We start from the raw sequence: 20,178 nt of genomic DNA, 5'->3' as shown, positions 1-20,178 counted from the left end.
GCGCTGATATGCTGGAAGATACCCGGGTCCCGGATCATTTCGTCGAACAGGCGGGCTGGTGCGCGGATCTGGGGTCTCCGTTTACCGCCGCCCTGCTCCGGAAATTCGCGGAAGATTTTGACGCTGGCGGCCCCATGTATGATCTGTGCAAGGACTGGGACGGCAATCCCCGCAAGGATGCCCTGGCCCTGCGTATTGCTGGCGCGTTGCACCATGCCGTTCTGACAGGCGACGCCCCGGAGCTTGCCGCCGCTTACCCCGCCGCGAAATATGACTGGTCCATGGATGATGTCTGGGCCAGCGCGGGGCCCTGGCTGACTACCCATATAGAGCACGTCAGGTCTTTCATTCAAAACCCTCCGCAGACCAATGAAACCCGGCGCTGCATTGCCCTGCTGCCGGGCTTTCTGCACCTCGCCGACACATACCGCATGCCCATGAATTTGCTGGAGCTGGGCGCCAGTGCTGGCCTCAACCAGAACTGGGACCGCTACGCCTATGATGGTGGCACCTGGCAGCGCGTCGGCACCTCTGACGTCAGCATCAGCACGCATTGGCGCGGACCGGAACCGGCGCATCTGGACACTGCACCGATCATTGCGTCACGCGCGGCGTGTGACCTGAACCCGATCAATGTGGCGGATCAGGCCGCCTATCTGCGCCTGAAAAGCTATACATGGCCTGACCAGACCGAACGGCTGAGCCGCCTAGACGCCGCCGCAAGCCTGGCGCAGCGCAAAGGGGTGCGCGTGGACCAGGCCGATGCCGTAGACTGGCTGGCCCGCAAGCTAAGCGAACGCCCGCAGGGAGAGCTGACAATCGTCTATCATTCGGTCTTCCTGGTCTATCCCCCGCGGGAGGTCATCGCGCAGATCATGCAGATGATCGAACAGGCAGGCGCCGGCGCCAGCGCCAATGCGCCACTGGCCTGGCTGTGCTTTGAACCGGAATCCCTGTTCGGGGGCAATCGCACCTCGCCGCGCATGCAGACACGTCTGAAGACATGGCCCGATGGCGAAAATCTGCTGCTGAACGAGTCGGACGGACATGTGACAGAGGTGGACAGCCTCCTCGGCTAGTCGCTCTCTTCTGAGGCATAGCTCGCGGCCAGTTCCGCCGAAAAACTGTTCAAGGCAGATGCGGCTTTCTGGCTGAAGCTGTTCGTATTCACGATGATGACAAGCCCCTGTTCCGGCAGAAGATGTACGGTCGATAGCCACATCGTGTTCGACCCGCTATGCCCCAGAACCGGCCCCAGTTTTCCCGGCGGAATCATCCCCCAACCGAAGGCGTAATCCGAATCCGCATCCGGATAGGGCGTCATCAGCTTTTCTTCCGTCGGCCCGGGCGTCAGGAACCGGCTAAGGAACACAGCATGCGGCACGAGCGGAACATGTAGGGTTCCGGCAGGCCCTAGCGCCGCCGGGTTGTCCGCTGCCGAGCCTTTACCTTTGGATTTCCATTGGCCAAAGAGGTTTCTGGCGTGGCCTTCAACGCCCTCCTGCGGCGGGCCAAAGCCCCAGCCCTCCCCTTCCGGGACGAGGGTTGAGAGGAACAAGGCCTCATAATTCTCATAGCCCTGCCGCTCGGCGATCCGGTCAATCGCGGCCCCGGCAATCATGTAGCCCAGATTGCTGTACTGGAAGGTTCCGACTTTTCCATCAGGCGCTTTGGAGAGATATTTTTGGGCCAGCTCCGTTCGCTGGGCTTCCACCGGCTCTTTGGAATCCCGGTGGGTCAGGAACCAGGTCGTAGCCGGATTGGCCGCCAGACCACTGCGATGAGAAAACAGCTGTTCAATAGTCACATCCTGCCAAGCGGGGGACATATCCTCTGCCAGGTCCGGAAACAGCTCCGGCAGGGTATCGCCCCATTCGGCCTTCCCCTGCTCCACCAGACGGCCATAGAGCAAGGCTGTGAGCATCTTGGTGTTGGAGCCGATATGCCAGGCATCGCCCGGCTGGACCGCGTCTCCGCTGCCCTTGCGCCGCTCGCCCGAGACTGCAAGACCCAGCACCTCCCCGTCCGCATCGACCACGACCGCGCCCAGAGCGACAAGCCCCGCCTCCTCCCGGACAGTGTCCACTTTTTCCTGAAGCTCAACCTCGGTCAGCGGCGCCGCCAGGGTGGGAAGCGCCATCAGGCCCAAAGCCGCCACGGCAGCCATCATCGAACGAAACATCATGCATCTCCTGCTATCCTTTAGGGATATAGTCAGGTGGACGAGGACTTTCTTACATCTTCCACCAGATCCAGCGGCAACGCCGTCGTACGCTTGGCCACGCGGATCACAATGCGAGACTGGACGTCAGAGACGAGGGCAGACCCCAGCAACTTGTCACGCAGGAAATTGTCATAGGCGTGCATGTCAGTCGTCACGATGTGGATCATGTAGTCCACCGCGCCGGTCACCGTCATGCATTCGACGACCTCCTGCCAATCCTGCACCATGCGCTCAAACGCTTCGAGATTCTCCCGGCTCGGCAGCGCCAATTTGACGCTTGCCAGCACTTCGAAGTTGAGTCCAAGCGAATTATTGTCCAGCAGGGTGACGCGCCCGGTAATGAACCCGGCCTCTTCCATGCGCTTGATACGGCGCCAACACGGGGAAGAGGACAGACCGACACGGTCAGCGATCTCAGCGACGGATAGTCCGGCATCATGCTGGATGATGTCCAGGATTCTCGCATCAACGGCATCTAGTTCTTGGGCCAATTTTGCTTACACTCCCGCAATTTCCGGTAAATTTTACCCCGGAATAACAAAAACCGCGCAAGAAAGGCAAGCAATTTCGTGCGATTTACCCAATAATATGCCACAAACCCTTGGGATAGGCATATCATGCAACATCGCGAAGTTACGCTGGACGACAAATACGATCTTGTCGAGGGCAAAGCTTTTATGACGGGCATTCAGGCGCTCGTGCGCCTGCCACTTGACCGCAAACGACTTGATATAGGCATGGGGCTGAATACGGCCGGCTTCATTTCCGGCTATCGCGGCTCTCCTCTCGGCGGATATGATCAGCAATTGCGGGCCGCGCAGAAATGGCTCGACACCTATGACATCAAGTTCTGGGAAGGCCTGAACGAAGACCTCGGCGCCACTGCCGTCTGGGGTAGCCAGCAGCTCGGCCTGTTTCCGGGGGCCAGATATGATGGCCTGTTCGGCATCTGGTATGGCAAGGCCCCCGGCGTTGACCGGACGGGCGACGTCTTCAAGCACGCCAATGCCGCTGGCGCCTCAAAGCATGGCGGCGTGATTTCCATCATTGGCGACGACCATAATTGCAAATCCTCCACCCTGCCCTCGCAATCCGAATTCGCGATGCAGGATGCTGAAATCCCGGTGCTGAACCCCGCCTCCATTCAGGATGTACTGGACTATGGAATTCATGGCTGGGCGATGAGCCGCTTTTCCGGCGCGTGGACGGGCCTCGTCGCGCTAGCCGACACGATGGATTCCGGCGCCGTAGTCAGCGTGGATCTGGACCGCTTCAACTTTGTCAGCCCGGAATTTGTGATTCCGGAAGACGGTGTCCACATGCGGCGGGGCGACAGCCCGCTGGACAAGGAACGCCGCCTGCGCCAGGTGAAGCTTCCGGCCGCACAGGCTTATGTGCGCGCCAACCAGCTCGATCAGATCATCCTGCCGTCGCCGAAGCCCCGTATCGGCGTCATCGTGACAGGTCAGGCCGCCCGCGACGTGTTCGAGGCGCTCGCGGCGCTTGGCCTCTCTCCGCAGGATGCAGGACGCCTGGGCCTCTCCATCTACAAGGTCGCCATGCCCTGGCCCTTGGAGCCGGAAGGGGTCCGGGCGTTCTGCCGCGGGCTGGAGCGCGTCGTCGTCATCGAACACAAGCGCCCCCTGATCGAGGATCAGCTACGCTCTGCCCTCTACGACCTGCCGGATGGCCAGCGCCCCTATATCGAAGGCAAGCGCGACCGCGAAGGCAAGCCCCTGCTCTCCGACATCGCCTCCATCTCCATTCCGGAAATGGCCGGCGCCCTGATGAAGATCATGCCGGAAGGCTGGGACACGAGCCGCGCCGACACCTATTTCGACCGCGTGGGCCGTGCGGGCGAAGCGGCCCGCACCAATGCCTCCCCCACAATCCGGACGCCCCACTATTGTTCCGGCTGCCCGCATAATACCTCCACCGTGGTGCCGGAAGGTTCTCGCGCCATGGCCGGTATTGGCTGTCACTATATGGCGAACTTCATGCCTGACCGTAAAACCGACATGACCAGCCAGATGGGCGGCGAAGGCATTGCCTGGGTCGGCCAGCACTGGGCCACTGATGAGGGCCATGTCTTTGTGAACCTTGGAGACGGCACCTATTCCCATTCCGGCAGCCTCGCCATCCGCGCGGCGGTCACCTCCGGCGCGAACATGACATACAAAATCCTGTATAATGACGCCGTTGCCATGACCGGCGGCCAGCATGTCGAATCCGGTCAGACCCCCGCCCAGATTGCTCAGCAAGTTGAGGCGGAAGGCGTCGAGACGATCGTCGTCGTCACCGAAGACCCGACCCGCTACGCCAATGTGGCCAACCTTCCCCGCCGCGTGAAAATTTATGACCGCGAGGATCTGGACGAAGTTCAGGACATGCTGCGCAAGACCAAGGGCGTCTCGGTCATGATCTATGACCAGATCTGCGCCACCGAAAAGCGCCGCCGTTCCAAGCGCGGCCTGCGCGCGCCGGACCGCACCCGCGTCATCATCAATACCGAAGTCTGTGAAGGCTGTGGCGATTGCTCCATCAAGTCGAACTGTCTTTCGGTTGAGCCAGTCGAGACAGAACTCGGCCGCAAGCGCCGGATCAATCAGTCCACGTGCAACACAGACCTTTCGTGTTTGCGCGGATTCTGCCCCAGCTTTGTGACCATTCAGGATGGCGAACCGGCTTGGGAAGACCAGCCGCGCCCGGTGTTTGACGATGCCGGCCTGCCCCTGCCCGAAACGCCCAGCCTGGCGGAGCCATGGAACGTGCTGTTTACCGGCGTTGGCGGTACAGGCGTTACGACCGTGGCCGCTGTGCTGGCCATGGCTGCGCATGTGGACGGCCATGCCGCCTCCAGCCTGGACATGACCGGCCTAGCCCAGAAAGGCGGCCCGGTGCTCAGCCATATTCGTTTTGCGCGCGAGCCGGAGATGATCTCCACAGGCCGCGTCCCTCCGGCCAGTGCTGACCTGATCATCGCCTGCGACCTGGTGGTGGCCGCAGGCGGCGATGCCATCAACATGATGGATTCTGGCCGCACGGCCGCCTATGCCAATTCCGATGTCACGCCGACCAGTGAATTCATCCGTGACCGGTCAAAGAGGTTTGAGAGCGATCTCCTTGCCTCCCGCGTGAAGCGTCAGGCGCGGGACTTTGCGGCCTTTGATGCCGAGGCGCTGGCCGTCGGCTATCTGCATGACGCAATCTATACGAACATGATCATGGTCGGCTATTCTTGGCAAAAGGGCCAGGTGCCGGTCAGCCTGCGCGCACTCTACCGCGCGATCCGCCTCAATGGCACCAAGGTGCAGGACAACATGTCCGCCTTCAATATTGGTCGTATCGCCGCGGTTGACCCTGTACGCTTGGAACAGCAGCACGATCCGCGAGGCCATATCGAGCCGAAAACTCTGGACGAACTTATTGATGACCGTGCAGAGCGCCTGACAAAATATCAGGACAAGGCCTATGCCGAAAAATACCGCAATTTGGTCGCGCAAGTCCGCGCAGCAGAGCATGGCACAGGCCTGGGCGACAAGCTGACCCGCGCGGCTGCCACCTATGCCTACAAGGTGATGGCCTATAAGGACGAGTATGAAGTCGCCCGTCTCTATACGAATGGAAACTTTGCGGACTATGTGGCGAAACAGTTCAAGGGCGGCAAGATGCGCCTGATGCTGGCCCCGCCCATCCTCGCCAAGAAGGATGCCAATGGCCATCTTCAGAAAAAGCATTTCGGCGCCTGGATGCTGACGGTCTTCAAGCTGATGGCGAAGTTCAAGGGCCTGCGCGGCACGAAGTTCGATCCGTTCGGCTATACCGAAGAGCGCAAGATGGAACGCCAGATCCGTGACGATTACCTTAGCGGCCTTGCCCGCATCGCGCAGGAACTGACGGCAAAGAACCATGATCTGGCCATCGCGCTCGCCGAGATTCCGGACGAGATCCGCGGCTATGGCCATGTGAAGGATGCCGCAGTCGAAACCGCCAAGACAAAAGAAGCAGAGCTGTGGCAGAGCTGGCCCGAAGGCAAGCTGCCGACAGCGAAGACGACGCTGATCTCGGCGGAGTAGTCCCTACTTCGCCGGGCTCACATCGACGTCCACAATCCGGCCCTTCTTGCTGAGCTTTTTCAGCTCGCGCTCAAGATATTTCTTCTTGATCGTTTTCCGCGTGTGCTTGCCATTGCTGTAGGTCACATCAATGCGGACATGCTCGTCCGGCCCGTCGAGCGCGTCGCCGGTCACACGCACCGCGCCGGAGCCGACCGCATATGCGCCCTTGGCCGTGCCCTCGACAACATCCCCCGCCACACTTACCGGTACGGTAACGATCTTGCTGGCCATACAGGCCGGCAAGCTAACAAGCGCGCCTGCGAGCAGCACTGTGCGAAGAATGGTCATGTGCGGAAAGCCTCTCCTGTTCGGTCGCTACTTAAGCAGGGAAGTGTTTAGGGCTGATTACAGCCGCACGGGGCATGCCCCCTCTGCCCTACCCCTTCAAAAGGGAGAGACAGAGTGGGATCCTAATGGCTTCGCCTACCCCCGTGCCAGCGCATCATCGATCAGGCGGGCCGTGTTCGCGACGCCATAAAGCGCAGCGAAGCTGCCGAAGCGCGGGCCCTGGCTCTGGCCGAGCAGCACCTCATAGAGCGCCTGGAACCATTCGCGCAGATTGTCGAACTCATGTTCCTTGCCGACAGAGAAGGTCAGCGTCTGAAGATTTTCCGAGGTCGGCTCGTCACTGAACGCCTTGAAGCGGGCGGACAGGTCTTCCATTGCGGCGCGTTCCTTGTCCGTAGGCGCACGATAGGTTTTTTCGGGCAGCACGAAGTCGGTATAATAGCTCATAGCATAGCCGGCGAGCTTGTCGAGCATCGGGTGCGTTTCGGGCGAGGCCTCCGGTGCATATTGCGAGATGAAGCCCCAGAGCTGGCTCTTGTCTTCCGGGTTTGCCACCGCCACCAGGTTGAGCAGCAAAGCAAAGCTGACCGGCGTCTTCACCTGCGGCGGATTGCCGGAATGAATGTGCCAGACAGGGTTCTCGATCTGCCGCGCAGGCTCCTCTTCCGGATATTTTTCCAGGAAGGTCAGATATTCATCCACCGCTTTCGGGATGACATCGAAATATAGCTTTTTCGCCACGCGCGGCTTCTGGAACTGGAACAGGCTGAGGCTCTCATCCGGCGCATATTTCAGCCAGTCTTCCACAGAGATGCCATTGCCCTTTGTCTTGGATATCTTCTCGCCCTTGTCGTCCAGGAACATTTCGTACACGTACTGTTCCGGCGGCCGTTTGCCGAGGATCTTCGTGATCTTGGAATAGATCGGCGCATTGGCCTGATGGTCCTTGCCGAACATTTCGAAGTCGACGCCGAGAGCCGCCCAGCGCATGCCGAAATCCGGCTTCCACTGCATCTTCACATGGCCGCCGGTGACGGGCACGGTGAATTCCTTGCCGGCTTCGTCCTCAAACGTGACGGTCCCCTTCTCTCCGTCCACGGCCTTCATCGGCACATAGAGCACTTCGCCGGTTTCCGGATGGATCGGCAAGAACGGGCTGTAGGTCGCCTGGCGCTCCTCGCCAAGCGTCGGCAGCATCACATCCATTATGTCTTTATATTTCTGCGCCGCCCGCAGCAGCATGTCGTCAAACCGTCCGGATTTGTAGCAATCCGTCGCAGACAGGAATTCATATTCAAAGCCGAACTGGTCCAGGAAGGCGCACAACCGCGCATTCATGTGCGCGCCATAGCTGTCATGCGTGCCGAACGGGTCCGGCACTGCCGTCAGCGGCTGTTGCAGATAGGGCTCCAGCTTTTCCGGGTTCGGCACGGTTGGCGGAACTTTCCGCATACCATCCATATCATCCGACACACATATCAGGCGCGTTGTGTATTTGCCCGCCGTCAGCACTTCAAAGGCATGGCGCACCATGGTTGTGCGCACAACTTCGCCGAACGTGCCAATATGCGGCAGGCCGGACGGGCCATAGCCGGTCTCGAAGGTGACCGGGTCATCGGCGGCGCGCTGGCCCGCCTTTATCTGCTGCTCCACGCGTTGTTCCAGCTTGCGGGCAAGCTCGAACGGCCAGGCCTTTGCGGATTGGGCGAGCGTAGAGAGATCGGTCATCAGGAATGTCAGTCATTGTTGAGTGAAAACAGGTGCGCCGGAGGTAGAGGCCACAGCCCCTCCGGTCAAGCTGGGCGATCATTTGTTGTTAAAAATATTTGACATGTCAAAAATCTTTGACTACACGTCCCATGTAAGAAATCTTTTACACCGCAAAGGACTTGTAGATGTCATTCCGAGAGAAAACCGCCTGGGGCATGGGCCTCATCCTGATCGTGGCAGGGGCCTGGTATTTCAGCAAAATCGTCAGCGTTTCGAGCGCGCTTGGCCACACATCACCGCCCGATCTCCGCTTCTTCATAGGCTATGTCACTCTGGTTGTGATCACCTCGATCATTGTGAATGTCGTGCTCGCCATTATGTCCGGCCAGGAAGCCAATGCTCCTGTAGACGAGCGCGAGAAGGCCATTCTCGACAAGGCAGGCCACTGGTCAGGCTATGTGCTGGCCGTCGGTGCATTTGGCGGCCTCTGGCACTTTGGCTGGCTCGGCGACGGAAACCTGTTGTTCCACATCATCTTCGGCGCCCTGATGCTGAGCCAGATTGCGGAATATGCGTTCCAGATATTCCTCTACCGCCGGGGCGTGTGAGGCATGGCGAAACGCCCTCCTATTGCGAACCGCGTCAAGCAGCTGCGCGAGGCTCATGACGGGATGAGTCAGGCCGCCCTCGCCAAAGAGATCGGCGTCACGCGGCAAACCGTGATTGCCATCGAACAGGGCCGCTATTCCCCGTCGCTCGAAAGCGCCTTCCGCATCGCGCGCGTTTTCGGCGTGGGGCTGGAAGACGTGTTCAGCTGGGACGAAGCCCAAGATAGCTGAGCACGGCATGGCGGATGCGCGCCTTCAGGCCATCACCATCCGTCTCGCCGCGCTCGCCCGCCGTATCGCAAATGCCCAGCACGATGGCGAAGACATCCACCGTGCTGGCCTCCAGCCCGAAGGGCAGGCTGAGGCCGCTACTTTGCAATTCCTGGCGTACGAGGGCAAAGCCCGCCTCATGCACGGCCTGCAGCGCCGGGTCATGCGCCAGCCGCCGCTCTTCCATGTCGATCATCCGGGCCAGCACCGGGCGCTCCATCTGGTGCGCAATCACGACATCCAGCAACGCTTCCAGCCGCGCCAGGAACGGCGCGCCTGCCGAGCCATCGGAGGCGGCCTGCAGCGCTTCATACAGGCGCTCTGCATCCGCCAGCACCAAAGCCGCCGTAATCGCCTCCTTGTTCGGAAAGTATTGATAGAGAGAGCCGATCGACACGCCCGCGCGCGCCGCAATAGCATTCGTAGTGTAGCCCTCCATCCCCTCCCCTTCGAGAATGTGAGCTGCCGCCGTCAGGATCGCGTCGACCGTGAGGGCAGACCGCGCCTGAACTGGCCGTTTTCTGGGGGCGGGCGTCTCGGCGGAACTCATGCAGCAAGGCTCTCTGAATGCGAGTTTCAAAATACGAGTAATAGCTCATATTTAATGCATTACACCGCCACCGCAACAAGGATTTGCGCCATGCCCTTTGACATGCCCCCGCCCGCCAACGGCCTGAACGCCCCACAGGTCTCCGCCACGCTCGCCCGCCTGCATCAGGATGCCCGTCAGGACCGGAATGTTTTGCTCCGCGCCCTGCCCGCCATCCTGACCGGCTATCTGAAAGCCCGCTCCACCTTTGAATCGGCAGAGCCCTATTTGAAAGACGCCTACATCTCCGTCTCCCCGGAATTCGGCCAGCTGATGTACCTCGCCGCTCTGTCGGCAGGGGCGCGCAATATTGTCGAGTTCGGCTCGTCTTTCGGCATTTCCGCCATCTATCTGGCGGCTGCAGCCCGTGAGACCGGCGGTCGTTTTACCGGCACAGAGAAAGACCCCAGCAAGGCGCAAATCGCCCTCGCAAACCTGGCAGAGGCCGGCCTCAGCCGCTGGTCAGACATCCGCGAAGGCGACGCAATGGAAAGCCTCGCGCCGCTGCAGGGGCCGGTTGATTTCGTCTTCCTGGATGGCTGGAAGGATCTCTACATCCCTGTCCTGCACCTGCTGGAGCCAAAACTGGCGCCCGGCGCGATCATTCTGGCCGACAACATCTTCAGCTTCCGCAAGACGCTGAAGCCCTTCGTCGAGTATGTCAGCGACCCGGCAGGACAGTATGAGACAACCACGCTGACTATCGGCAGCGGCGTCAGCTGGTCCGTCTGGCGGGGCAAGACAGGTTAAGAAGTGTGAAAAAGCGTATTGACAATCATTCGCACATTGATGCAAATGGTTCTCATGATCGTTTGTGTCTGCAACCGCATTAACTGCAAGAGCGTCCGCGCTGCCGTGGATGCCGGGGCGCGTAGCCCCAAGGCCGTACAATCGCATCATGGCTGCAAGTTCCAGTGCGGAAAATGCAGCTGCTCCATGGGCGAGATCATCGCCGAGGAGATGGATCGCCGTATGCCATCCCCTGTCATGGTTGCTGCAGAATAAGCGCTACCCCTTTGCCTTGACTGGTTTTTTCCGCCGCCCTGCGCGAGAGACGCATTTGCACGCCCGCCTGCAACTGTGTCGCACTTTCATATGCAATTGATTTTATTGGGTTTTTTATTGCCTACGCTTACCAATCGGCCTATCTGCTAGGTATATTCACGTAATCAATCAGGAGCCCCCCATGAAAGGCGATCCCAAGGTCATCGAATTTCTGAACAAGTGTCTGAAAAACGAGCTGACCGCCATCAACCAGTACTTCCTGCATTCCCGCATGCTGCATGATTGGGGCGTCAGCAAGCTTGGCGACTATGAGTACAAGGAATCCATTGAGGAGATGGAGCATGCCGACTGGCTGATCGAGCGCATCCTGTTCCTGGGCGGCCTGCCGAATCTGCAGGATCTGGGAAAGCTGCGCATTGGCGAATCTGTGCAGGAAATTCTCGAGTGCGACTTGAAGCTGGAGAATGACGCGATTCCGATGCTGCGCGATGCCATGGAATACTGCGAGAGCGTACGCGACTATGGCAGCCGCGACCTATTCGGCAAGATTCTGACCAACGAGGAAGAACATGTCGACTATCTGGAAACCCAGTTCGAACTGATCGAACGTATTGGCATCGAGCGCTACACAATGCTGCAGTCCGAAGCCAACGGCTCAAAAAGCCAGGACTGATCTGTCTCAGGCGCCGCTCTCTTCGGGGGCGGCGCCTTTTTTGGCTTCGGCCTCTTCCACCCTGTCCTGCAACTTCTGAAGCTGGCGCTCACGCAGCTCATCAGAGAAGGCGCTGGCGAACACGCCCGCCGGCAGGGCCACTACCCCGATCCCCGCAATCGCAATCACAGAGGCCGCGATCCGGCCTAGCGTCGTGACCGGATACACATCCCCATAGCCGACCGTCGTCAGCGTCGCGATGGACCACCAGATGGCCCGTGGGATGGAATTAAACTCCTCACGTCCCTGCCCCACACCTTCAATGAAGTAGAGCAGCACAGCCGCAACATAGACCAGCGCCATCGCCATGGCGAGGGTGGTGAGAAGTTGCGAGCCTGCCCGTTTCATCGCTGCGCCCAGCACATCGAAAGCGGGTACAAAGCGCGCAATCTTGATCAGGCGGAACAAGCGGAAAACCCGCAGCGCGATCAGCGGAATACCGCCGCCGACAATCATCACAATCAGTTCCGGCAGGAAGGCCAGAAGGTCTGCAACGGAATAGAAGCGCGTGATGTAGCGCAGCCGCCCGACAAAGCCGGCATATTCCGGTCGCATGCCGGCAACCGCCACGCGCAACACATATTCGATGGCGAAGATAATGACGACCGCGACATTGAACCATCTGAACGCCACCCGCCATTCGGGAATCGCCAGCAGCGTCGGCTCTGTCTCAAGCGCCAGAAACAGGAAGCTGGCCAAGACCAGGCTGATGATAAACCAGTTCGTGAGGGAGATGCCGGTTTCCCGGGCTTCGGGAACCAGTTGAGTGTGCAACCACCGATACAGCCCCATGCGTCCCCTCCACGAACAGGTTGATCTGTACCTATCCCCTTAGCACACCCCCGGTGCCCTTGGCGACCGCAGCCACAACCTTGTCCATCAGGGCCTGGATATCTTCATCCTTCATCTTCTCGCGCGGCTGAAGCGTCAGCTCGAACGCGACTGATTTTTGACCCTGCGGCACGCCGGCACCTTCATAGACATCGAAGACTTCTGCGTGGCTGATCAGCTTCTTGTCAGCGCCCTGCGCCAAGCGCACCAGTTCGCCTGCCGGAACGGACTGGTCCACGACAAAGGCCAGGTCACGGCGGATCGGTGTCAGGTCGATACGCTCCAGAACCGGCTTTGTCTTCGTTGTCCTGGCTTTCATCTGCGGCAGTGCATTGAGGTTCAGCTCAAAGCCGAACATCGGGCCGTCAACTCCCAGCGCCTTCAGAAGGCCGGGGTGCAGCTGGCCGAAATGGGCTACCGTAACTTTCGGGCCAAGCTTCAGCGCAGCCGCCTGCCCCGGATGCCATTGCGGCAGCACGGGGTCAGCCACCTGGAAGCGATCCCCCGTTTGGCCAAGAGATTCCAGCACGGCAAACAGGTCTGCCTTCGCAGCATAGGAATCATAGGCATGCGGGGCGCCCTGCCAATGGCGCTCATTATAGGGACGCACCAGCCCGGTGACGACCGTACGCTGATCTTTCGGGCCATCGCCCAGATAGATCGGCCCGGCCTCGAACAGACGCACGCCACGCTCACCATGATTGGCCGCGCGTTGGGCCGCCTGCGCCAGATTGCCCAGAATGGACGGGCGCATATAGTCAAGATCGCTCGCCACAGGATTGGCGACCGTCAGGGCCTCATGGATCTTGCCGAACAGCGCCGCATGGGCTTTTGACATGAAGCTCCAGCTGACCGTTTCGAGGAAGCCGCGAGATGCCATGACGCGGCGGGCCGTCCGCACACGCGCCTGCATCGGCGTCGTGATCGCGCGCACGCCGCCCTCAGGTGCTGGCAGAGACGTTGTTGGCAGCTGATCATAGCCGATCAGGCGGGCAATCTCTTCCACGATGTCAGCTGATTGTTCCATATCGAAGCGGAAGGTCGGCGGCATCAGATACCAGGCATCACCGGCATCTTCGATCACGAACTCCAGATCCTTCAGGATACGGCGCATCTCGGTCTGTTTGACAGTCAGGCCGGTCAGGCGCTCGACATCCGCCGGATAGAACGTCACCTTGCGCGGGTTCACTGGCGGCTCGCCCACAATGCGCGGCTTTGAGACGGTGCCGCCACCATATTCAACGATAAGCGCCAGCGCCATGTTCAGGCCGTCCAGACAGCTGTGCGGGTCCACACCGCGCTCAAAGCGATAGCGGGCATCGGAATGGATCGCCGTGGCCCGGCCCGTGCGGGCGGTGCGCAGCGGATCGAACCATGCGCTTTCGATGAACACTTCTGTCGTCTCATTGGAAACCGCCGTGGACTGGCCGCCCATCACGCCGCCAAGACCAATCGCACCGCTATCATCGGCAATGACGCACATGTCTTCGCTCAGCGTGTAGGTCTTGCCGTCCAGCGCGTCCAGCGTCTCCCCTGCCTTGCCCAGACGGGCCACAACAGGACCGGAGAGTTTCTGCGCATCATAAACATGCAGCGGGCGGGCACGGTCCAGAGAGATATAGTTCGTGACATCCACCAACAGATTTTTCGGCTGAATGCCAACGGCCTTCAGACGCTGTTGCATCCAATCCGGTGACGGACCATTCTTCACGCCGACAATCACCGCCCCGGCAAAGACCGGGCAGGCCTCCGGCGCGTCCAACCGGATTTCGACCGGGCAATCAGCATTGCCATTCACCTTCTTGACGTCCACCTGCACGAAACGGCCCCCGCCAGCGGCGGCGATGTCACGGGCAATGCCCTGTACACCCAGCCAGTCCGGACGGTTCGGCGTCACTTCGAAATCAATCACCGGATCATTCAGACCCAGCGCATCAGCAGCGGGCGTGCCCAGCGGAATGGATGCATCCAGATCGGCAATGCCGTCATGGTCTTCCCCGGCTTCCAGCTCCCGCGTGGAACACATCATGCCATAGCTTTCCACGCCGCGGATCTTGCGGGCCTTCTTGTCCAGCGCGAAGTCCAGCCCCGGAATATAGGCGCCCAGCGGCGCATAGATGGCCGTCATGCCGGTGCGGGCGTTCGGCGCGCCGCAGACAATCTGCTTCTCGCCATCCACAGTATCCACCGTGCACACGCGCAGCTTGTCCGCATCCGGATGAGGCTTTGCCTCTTTCACCTTGCAGACCGTAAAGGCGGCCAGCTTCTCACGCGGGTCTTCAACCTCCTCAACCTCAAGGCCGGCTTTCAGCATGAGGGAGAGAATATCATCCAGCATCGCCTTGGTGGCGAGGTGGTCGTTCAGCCAGGACAGGGTGAATTTCATTGTCTATTCCACTTCGGGAGTCTCAATACCTGCAGATGGTGCAGGTATACGGAGTTCTTCAAAAATATCTCGGTCGCTGCGTTCGCAGCGCTGTACGCGCTCTGCCCGGGCCGTACCGATGCCGCGCAGTTTCCAGCACCGCTCAAAAACAGAGCAATAACAGATCTCAAGCGCCAGGTCGTCCCACTCCCCGGCCACTTCGTAAAAGTCGTCCTGGGACAGCGCCTCAACCGGCCAGGCCACCTCAACGGGCGTGATCATCTGGTCAGGCGCCAGCGCGCGCCCCGTTGCTCCGCTCCAGGACAGATCATATCCGGGCGGCAGGCTCTCACGGTGGCTCTCAAACCCGTCAATCGGCTTGCCTCCCTCCAGCAGCGTCACAGACTCGATCAGCGCAGGCCCAACCCCACTATTACTGAGACGAAGGCCGAGGGAGCGTCTTGTCGGCGTACTGGACACAAAGCCGTCCACCTGCAGCACAGGATAAACCGATCCGTGCTGCTGCGCGCGCATGACGCGACCCTGATCCCAGGCAACGAACAGGGCAATCACGCTGGTCATCACCGCGCAGATCGCGATCAGCATTTCCGCCTTGTTGCCATTGCCCATGCCCGCCCCCTACTGCGTCGCCCCGGCGCGTTCCTGCGCTAGGTGGTCAGCGGCCTTGGCCGCGAAATCAGAGTCCAGCACATCGACCAGGCGGAATGTCTCGAACAGAATGTCCATGTCCTCTGTGAACACACCGGCGCGGGTGAAATAGTCCCTGTGGGCGCGCTGCCAGTAATCGAGGCTGAGGTCGCCCTCCCCTTCCAGCGCCGCCAGTTCCTGCGTCATGTCCGCGAATTTCATCCGCGTGACCGTTAGGGTTTCAAGGATCGCCACCGGCCTGTCATCGCCGCTCATCAGGTATCCACGCTCGCCTTCAACTGGCGGCCCATCAATGCTCGCTTCGCTGCAGGACGCCGTCTTCACGCCCGCAACGATCAGCGCGGCCAGACGGTCGGCCAGTTCGGGGGAATCCCCGAAGGTCCATTTCGGCAAATCAGATGAGGCGGCGCTGTCTGTCACGACAGCCCTCCGCTGACACTCGGCGTGGCCCATGGCGCAAAGCCGTAATGGCGCGTCCATTGCGGGTCCGCTTCGAAGTACGGGCGCAAATCCGGCATGCCGTATTTCAGCATGGCAAGGCGGTCAACGCCCATACCGAAGGCGAAACCCTGATACTCTTTCGGGTCAATGCCGCAATTACGCAGCACATTCGGGTGCACCATGCCGGAGCCGAGGATCTCCATCCAGCTATCGCCGGCACCGATCTCGATCGTCTCGCCCTTGCGGGTATATTTCACATCCATCTCGGCAGACGGCTCGGTGAACGGGAAGAAGTGTGGGCGGAACCGTGCCTCCACTTCGTCCACCTCGAAGAAGGCTTTCACGAAGTCGATCAGGCAGCCTTTGAGGTGGCCCATATGCGTGTTCTTCTCGATCACGAGGCCTTCGACCTGGTGGAACATCGGCGTGTGCGTCGCGTCCCAGTCATTCCGATAAACCCGGCCCGGCGCAATGATGCGGATCGGCGGCTTCTGGGTCATCATGGTGCGGATCTGAACGGGCGAGGTGTGCGTGCGCAGAACCTTGGCATCATCCCCTTCCAGCGCCTTCATGAAGAAGGTGTCGTGCGTCTCGCGCGCCGGGTGGCCTTCGGGGAAGTTCAGCGCCGTGAAATTGTGCCAATCGTCTTCCATGTCCGGGCCTTCGGCCACAGCAAAGCCCATATCGCCAAAGATCGCCGCGATCTCTTCAAACACCTGCATCACAGGGTGCAGCGCGCCAGCCTTCGGGCCCGGCGCCGGCGGCAGAGAGAGGTCGACCTTCTCGCGGGCCAGTTGGGCTTCCAGCGCAGCGGCTTCCAGTGCTTCCTTGCGGGTGCGTATGGCCTCATCAACGCGCGTTTTCAGCGCATTCAGCTTCGGCCCCATTTCCTTGCGCTCTTCCGGGCTCATGCCGCCCAGCTGCTTCATCAGACCGGACACGCGGCCCTTCTTGCCAAGCTCCGCCACGCGGACGTCTTCAAGCGTGCCGAGATCACCGGCAGACTCAATTGACGCGAGGGCTTCTTTTTCGATCGTATTGATATCGGACACGGGGGAAATTCCCTTTTCTGTTCGCGCGGGCTTTTTAGGCGCTTCGAAGCAGGTTGCAAACGCCCTTAAAGAAAAAGCCCGGCTTTGAGGGCCGGGCTTTGTCACTTGTGCCTTGATGGCAAGTTAAGCGAGGGCAGCCTTGGCCTGTTTGACCAGGGCACCAAACGCTTCCGGCTCGCGCACGGCAATGTCAGCCATGACCTTACGGTCGACTTCGATGCCGGCTTTGGTCAGGCCGTTGATGAACTGGGAATAGTTCATCTCGTCATCGTGAATACGCACAGCGGCGTTGATACGCTGGATCCACAGGGAGCGGAATTTCCGCTTCTTCACCTTGCGGCCAACATAGGCGTACTGACCGGCTTCCCAGACAGACTGGTGCGCGATGCGGAACGTATTCTTGCGGCGGTTACGGAAACCCTTTGCCTGCTTCAGAATCTTCTTGTGGCGGGCGTGGGCGGGAACTTTGTTACGTGAACGGGGCATCTAGGCCTCCTTGGTCAAGATCTTGAACGGATACGGGCCTAGAGGCCGTAGGGCAGGAATTTCTTCACAACGCGGGCAACATCAGCTTTAGCGGCCAGCTTGGTGCCGCGGTTCTGACGGATGTATTTCGCATTGTGGCTGATCAGGCGGTGACGCTTGCCAGCGACGCCGTGCTTCAGCTTTCCGGTTGCCGTGATCTTGAACCGCTTTGCAGCGGCCTTTTTCGTCTTCATCTTCGGCATTTCATCTCTCCTCTAGTTGAGCTCACACCTTGCGGCGGCCCAGGGTTCATGAGCCAAAGGGGCATGCCGTTCGCCCGCATTGCTCGGAAGTGGCGGCTTATGACGGATCGGCGCGCAGGAATCAAGGGGGTGAATCCGTTAAAAGCAGCGTCACTATTGGGGAAAGCCGCGCGGTCATTCCCCGGCCCTGACAGGCCTGTCCCCGCCTGTAACCAGCGTTTTCACCTTTCCCAATCCGGCGCAGAAGCCCCGCTTGTAGGTTTGGCCCTGTCATTTCGGTGGTGACATGCCGGAATGGGGGTTTCCATGGCCCCGGCGCGCGGAGAGACAGGGTCGCTACCTGTTCCCTCCCCTCTCTATACTTACCGCGGCCTTGTACTCTCCGCGTGTTACAAACAAAAAACCGGAGGGCTTTGGGCCCGTCCGGCTTTTCGTGTTGTTCCAGACTGACAGGAAAGCTTACCTCAGCCGCACTTCAGGCTGAGAATGAGGCCGTCCTCATCGGTCAGTACGTTCAGGCGCGTCGGCACATAATCCATAGTCACCTGGGTATCCGGGCCAACAATACGGGCCCCTTCCGGCAGTTCATCTTCCGGAATGTCGCTGGCGGCCTGGCCGATATAGGCCTGCAAAGCAGCCATGCCGCAGGAATCCTCTACCTGGTCCAACGGGTCCATTTGCGGGCTTACCGTCTCATCAGAGGCCGCATCCTCTGGCGGCGCACCTTCGACAGCCTCAACAGGGGGCTGTTCAACTTGTGGGGCATCTGCCACCGGATCAGCGTTTTTGCCGCCACATGCGGCCAGCAGCAACGCGGCTGAAACGGCCAGAAGGATCGCGCGAATCTTCATCGCGGCGCCAGAACCATGGTCATCTGGCGGCCTTCGAGTTTAGGCTCCAGCTCAACCTTGGCCATTTCGTCGAAGTCTTCTTTCACGCGCTGAAGCAGCTCCATGCCGAGATGCTGGTGCGCCATTTCACGACCGCGGAAGCGCAGCGTGACTTTCACCTTGTCGCCAGCTTCAAAGAAGCGGGTCATGGCCTTGGCCTTCACGCCATAGTCATGCACGTCGATATTGGGGCGCATCTTGATCTCTTTGAGCTCGGAAGACTTCTGCTTTTTCTTCGCAGCGGCCTTCTTCTTGCGCTCCTCGAACCGAAGCTTGCCATAGTCGAGAATCTTGACGACGGGCACCTCCTGATTTGGAGACACCTCCACAAGGTCCATCGCGGCTTCACGTGCCGCGTCCAATGCAGCCGTGAGGGGCATCACGCCCTGTTTTTCCCCGTTCTCATCAATCAAGAGAACTTTGGCGGCGCGGATGTCATCATTGATACGTGGGCCGGCGGTTTTCTGCGGTCCACCCATGTCTGGTCTGCGAGCTATGGCGAATCTCCTTTGTCGCTATTTCAAGAATGCCTGAATATGCCCGTAAATGCTGGCATATTCAAGGCAGAGCGCACTCCTCGAATTTTGGTTCCCGGTCAACCCCACAACTGATGAGCAGCAGGAAGGCCGGTTCACTGTGCTGCGTCCGGCAACACGCCCAAAGCGCGCACGGATTGCCAGACATCATCCACGCTGAGTTCCGCCAGAGTCGGAGCGGAATTGATGATGATTGTCTTGGGCCCGCGCGGGGCGGCATGGTCCGGATTGCTCTCATTCAGGGCAAACAGGGCGACGCCCGGCGCGCCGGCAATCGCGGCCATGTGCATCGGCCCGGTATCATTGCCGACAACGAAAAGCGCCTTTTCTGCCAGAGTAACAATCTGGAACAGGTCCGTCCGCGTGGTCAGACTTTTCGCCCGCGGCTCCTTGCGCACAATGTCTTGCGCCAACTGGCCTTCCGCCTTGCCGCCAATGATGACCGGCGTAATACCCAAATCTGCGACACGCTTTGCCAGTTCGGTATAATTCTGTACCGGCCAGCGCTTGGCCTCACGGTGCGCAGAGGCCCCGGGGATCAGCAGCATATAGGGCTGTTCCAGGCTGAAATAAGCGGGCTGAAGACGCGGCGCATCGCGCAGCTTCGGGCGCACCCATGAAAGGTCCGGCTTCGGCGCGCTATTGCCCAACCACCGGCCACCCGGCGCGACGCCTGCCACTTCCAGCTGCTCTGCCAGCCGGTCAATGGAGTGCATCGTCTTGCGGTCGGCATTGTCGTGGAAGAAGGCGGCCTTCTCATGATGGCCAGACCAGAGCGGCGCGCGACCGGTACGGTTCAGCGCCGTGTAGTAATTCTTCGTGCGCCCGCTCGTCTGGAAGTCATAGATGATGTCATACTTTTCCTTGCGGATGCGCTGGATCAACGCGGCCGTCGCCTTCATGCCTTCCGGGCGGCCATCGGTCTCCACCTCGTCCACATAGGGGCAAAGCTCGGCAAATTCCTTGTAAGGCGGCGTAGTCAGCAGGGTGATGCGCGCCTTGGGGTGGGCTTCGCGCACGGCTTTCATTGCGCCCAGCGCAAGCACAAAGTCGCCCAGGGCGCTGAGTTTGATCACCAGCACCTTGCGCGCACTCTCTCCCGGATTAACGGGACTGGCCGACTTGCCCGGTTTTGTCATGCT

Annotated in this window: 22 protein-coding genes; 7 read left to right on the top strand and 15 right to left on the bottom strand. The window is 60.1% G+C overall.

Annotation, left to right across the window (positions count from 1 at the left end; genetic code table 11):
* Positions 1 to 8: 8 nt before the first annotated feature.
* Entirely contained in the window at positions 9 to 1,079 is a 1,071-nt protein-coding gene (locus HY2_RS13050) for a DUF2332 domain-containing protein (protein ID WP_034828291.1), read from the top strand.
* Here HY2_RS13050 and HY2_RS13045 read toward each other — a convergent pair.
* Together HY2_RS13045 and HY2_RS13040 are read right to left on the bottom strand one after the other, a co-directional pair.
* A complete protein-coding gene (locus HY2_RS13045; RefSeq protein WP_162173289.1) occupies positions 1,076 to 2,182 on the bottom strand; it encodes a serine hydrolase domain-containing protein in 1,107 nt (368 codons plus the stop codon). The genes HY2_RS13050 and HY2_RS13045 overlap by 4 nt on opposite strands.
* Positions 2,183 to 2,214: 32 nt before the next feature.
* On the bottom strand, positions 2,215 to 2,715 hold the full coding sequence (locus HY2_RS13040) for an Lrp/AsnC family transcriptional regulator (protein WP_034828287.1): 501 nt from the start codon (positions 2,713 to 2,715) through the stop codon (positions 2,215 to 2,217).
* A 126-nt stretch (positions 2,716 to 2,841) separates the two neighbouring features.
* Between HY2_RS13040 and HY2_RS13035 the strand changes: the two genes are divergently transcribed.
* On the top strand, positions 2,842 to 6,300 hold the full coding sequence (locus tag HY2_RS13035; protein ID WP_034828285.1) for an indolepyruvate ferredoxin oxidoreductase family protein: 3,459 nt from the start codon (positions 2,842 to 2,844) through the stop codon (positions 6,298 to 6,300).
* A gap of 3 nt (positions 6,301 to 6,303) precedes the next feature.
* Here the strand turns inward: HY2_RS13035 and HY2_RS13030 are convergent, their stop codons facing one another.
* Positions 6,304 to 6,630, bottom strand: coding sequence for a hypothetical protein (locus HY2_RS13030; RefSeq protein ID WP_034828284.1), 327 nt, complete (start codon positions 6,628 to 6,630; stop codon positions 6,304 to 6,306).
* A 135-nt stretch (positions 6,631 to 6,765) separates the two neighbouring features.
* A complete protein-coding gene (locus HY2_RS13025) occupies positions 6,766 to 8,358 on the bottom strand; it encodes a lysine--tRNA ligase (protein WP_034828282.1) in 1,593 nt (530 codons plus the stop codon).
* A 167-nt stretch (positions 8,359 to 8,525) separates the two neighbouring features.
* Here HY2_RS13025 and HY2_RS13020 point away from each other — a divergent pair, with 167 nt between their 5' ends.
* Positions 8,526 to 8,948, top strand: coding sequence for a hypothetical protein (locus HY2_RS13020; RefSeq protein ID WP_051595013.1), 423 nt, complete (start codon positions 8,526 to 8,528; stop codon positions 8,946 to 8,948).
* 3 nt (positions 8,949 to 8,951) lie between these two features.
* Positions 8,952 to 9,179, top strand: a complete 228-nt coding sequence (locus HY2_RS13015; protein ID WP_034828280.1) for a helix-turn-helix transcriptional regulator — start codon at positions 8,952 to 8,954, stop codon at positions 9,177 to 9,179.
* On the opposite strand, the gene HY2_RS13010 is transcribed toward HY2_RS13015, so the two are convergent.
* On the bottom strand, positions 9,151 to 9,768 hold the full coding sequence (locus HY2_RS13010; protein ID WP_034828279.1) for a TetR/AcrR family transcriptional regulator: 618 nt from the start codon (positions 9,766 to 9,768) through the stop codon (positions 9,151 to 9,153). The two genes, HY2_RS13015 and HY2_RS13010, sit on opposite strands and share 29 nt — an antisense overlap.
* A 90-nt stretch (positions 9,769 to 9,858) precedes the next feature.
* On the opposite strand from HY2_RS13010, the gene HY2_RS13005 reads away from it, so the two are divergent.
* The 3 genes from HY2_RS13005 to bfr all read left to right on the top strand — a co-directional run bounded on the left by HY2_RS13005 (position 9,859) and on the right by bfr (position 11,485).
* Complete coding sequence (locus HY2_RS13005; RefSeq protein WP_051595012.1) at positions 9,859 to 10,557, top strand: O-methyltransferase; 699 nt, start codon at positions 9,859 to 9,861, stop codon at positions 10,555 to 10,557.
* A gap of 39 nt (positions 10,558 to 10,596) precedes the next feature.
* Positions 10,597 to 10,812, top strand: a complete 216-nt coding sequence (locus HY2_RS13000; protein WP_241762409.1) for a (2Fe-2S)-binding protein — start codon at positions 10,597 to 10,599, stop codon at positions 10,810 to 10,812.
* A gap of 181 nt (positions 10,813 to 10,993) precedes the next feature.
* Positions 10,994 to 11,485: a bacterioferritin gene (bfr, locus tag HY2_RS12995; protein WP_034828277.1), complete on the top strand. Its 492-nt coding sequence runs from the start codon at positions 10,994 to 10,996 to the stop codon at positions 11,483 to 11,485.
* Positions 11,486 to 11,491: 6 nt separating this feature from the next.
* Here the strand turns inward: bfr and HY2_RS12990 are convergent, their stop codons facing one another.
* From HY2_RS12990 to HY2_RS12945, 10 genes are all read right to left on the bottom strand, one after another.
* On the bottom strand, positions 11,492 to 12,316 hold the full coding sequence (locus HY2_RS12990) for an ion transporter (protein WP_034828275.1): 825 nt from the start codon (positions 12,314 to 12,316) through the stop codon (positions 11,492 to 11,494).
* Between the two features lie 31 nt (positions 12,317 to 12,347).
* Positions 12,348 to 14,741: a phenylalanine--tRNA ligase subunit beta gene (pheT, locus tag HY2_RS12985; protein WP_034828273.1), complete on the bottom strand. Its 2,394-nt coding sequence runs from the start codon at positions 14,739 to 14,741 to the stop codon at positions 12,348 to 12,350.
* Between the two features lie 3 nt (positions 14,742 to 14,744).
* Positions 14,745 to 15,350, bottom strand: a complete 606-nt coding sequence (locus HY2_RS12980) for a hypothetical protein (protein ID WP_034828271.1) — start codon at positions 15,348 to 15,350, stop codon at positions 14,745 to 14,747.
* 9 nt (positions 15,351 to 15,359) lie between these two features.
* Complete coding sequence (locus HY2_RS12975; RefSeq protein ID WP_051595011.1) at positions 15,360 to 15,809, bottom strand: ASCH domain-containing protein; 450 nt, start codon at positions 15,807 to 15,809, stop codon at positions 15,360 to 15,362.
* Positions 15,806 to 16,882 carry a phenylalanine--tRNA ligase subunit alpha gene (gene pheS / locus HY2_RS12970; protein WP_112063347.1) on the bottom strand — a complete coding sequence of 359 codons (1,077 nt, stop codon included), beginning with the start codon at positions 16,880 to 16,882 and terminating at the stop codon, positions 15,806 to 15,808. Before pheS ends, HY2_RS12975 begins: the two co-directional genes overlap by 4 nt.
* A 123-nt stretch (positions 16,883 to 17,005) precedes the next feature.
* Positions 17,006 to 17,368 carry a 50S ribosomal protein L20 gene (rplT, locus tag HY2_RS12965; protein ID WP_027839517.1) on the bottom strand — a complete coding sequence of 121 codons (363 nt, stop codon included), beginning with the start codon at positions 17,366 to 17,368 and terminating at the stop codon, positions 17,006 to 17,008.
* Positions 17,369 to 17,406: 38 nt separating this feature from the next.
* Positions 17,407 to 17,610, bottom strand: coding sequence for a 50S ribosomal protein L35 (rpmI, locus tag HY2_RS12960; RefSeq protein ID WP_034793460.1), 204 nt, complete (start codon positions 17,608 to 17,610; stop codon positions 17,407 to 17,409).
* 464 nt (positions 17,611 to 18,074) lie between these two features.
* Positions 18,075 to 18,461, bottom strand: a complete 387-nt coding sequence (locus tag HY2_RS17190; protein WP_051595010.1) for an I78 family peptidase inhibitor — start codon at positions 18,459 to 18,461, stop codon at positions 18,075 to 18,077.
* Complete coding sequence (infC, locus tag HY2_RS12950; protein WP_034828269.1) at positions 18,458 to 18,979, bottom strand: translation initiation factor IF-3; 522 nt, start codon at positions 18,977 to 18,979, stop codon at positions 18,458 to 18,460. The genes HY2_RS17190 and infC overlap by 4 nt, the downstream gene beginning before the upstream one ends.
* A gap of 152 nt (positions 18,980 to 19,131) precedes the next feature.
* Positions 19,132 to 20,175, bottom strand: a complete 1,044-nt coding sequence (locus HY2_RS12945) for a glycosyltransferase family 9 protein (RefSeq protein ID WP_051595009.1) — start codon at positions 20,173 to 20,175, stop codon at positions 19,132 to 19,134.
* Positions 20,176 to 20,178 lie beyond the last annotated feature (3 nt).

Origin of the sequence: Hyphomonas pacifica, assembly GCF_000682675.1 — a bacterium.
GTDB classification, from domain to species: domain Bacteria; phylum Pseudomonadota; class Alphaproteobacteria; order Caulobacterales; family Hyphomonadaceae; genus Hyphomonas; species Hyphomonas pacifica.
Note: the sequence above shows the minus strand (reverse complement) of the source record. Positions and strands in the feature narration are given on the sequence as shown.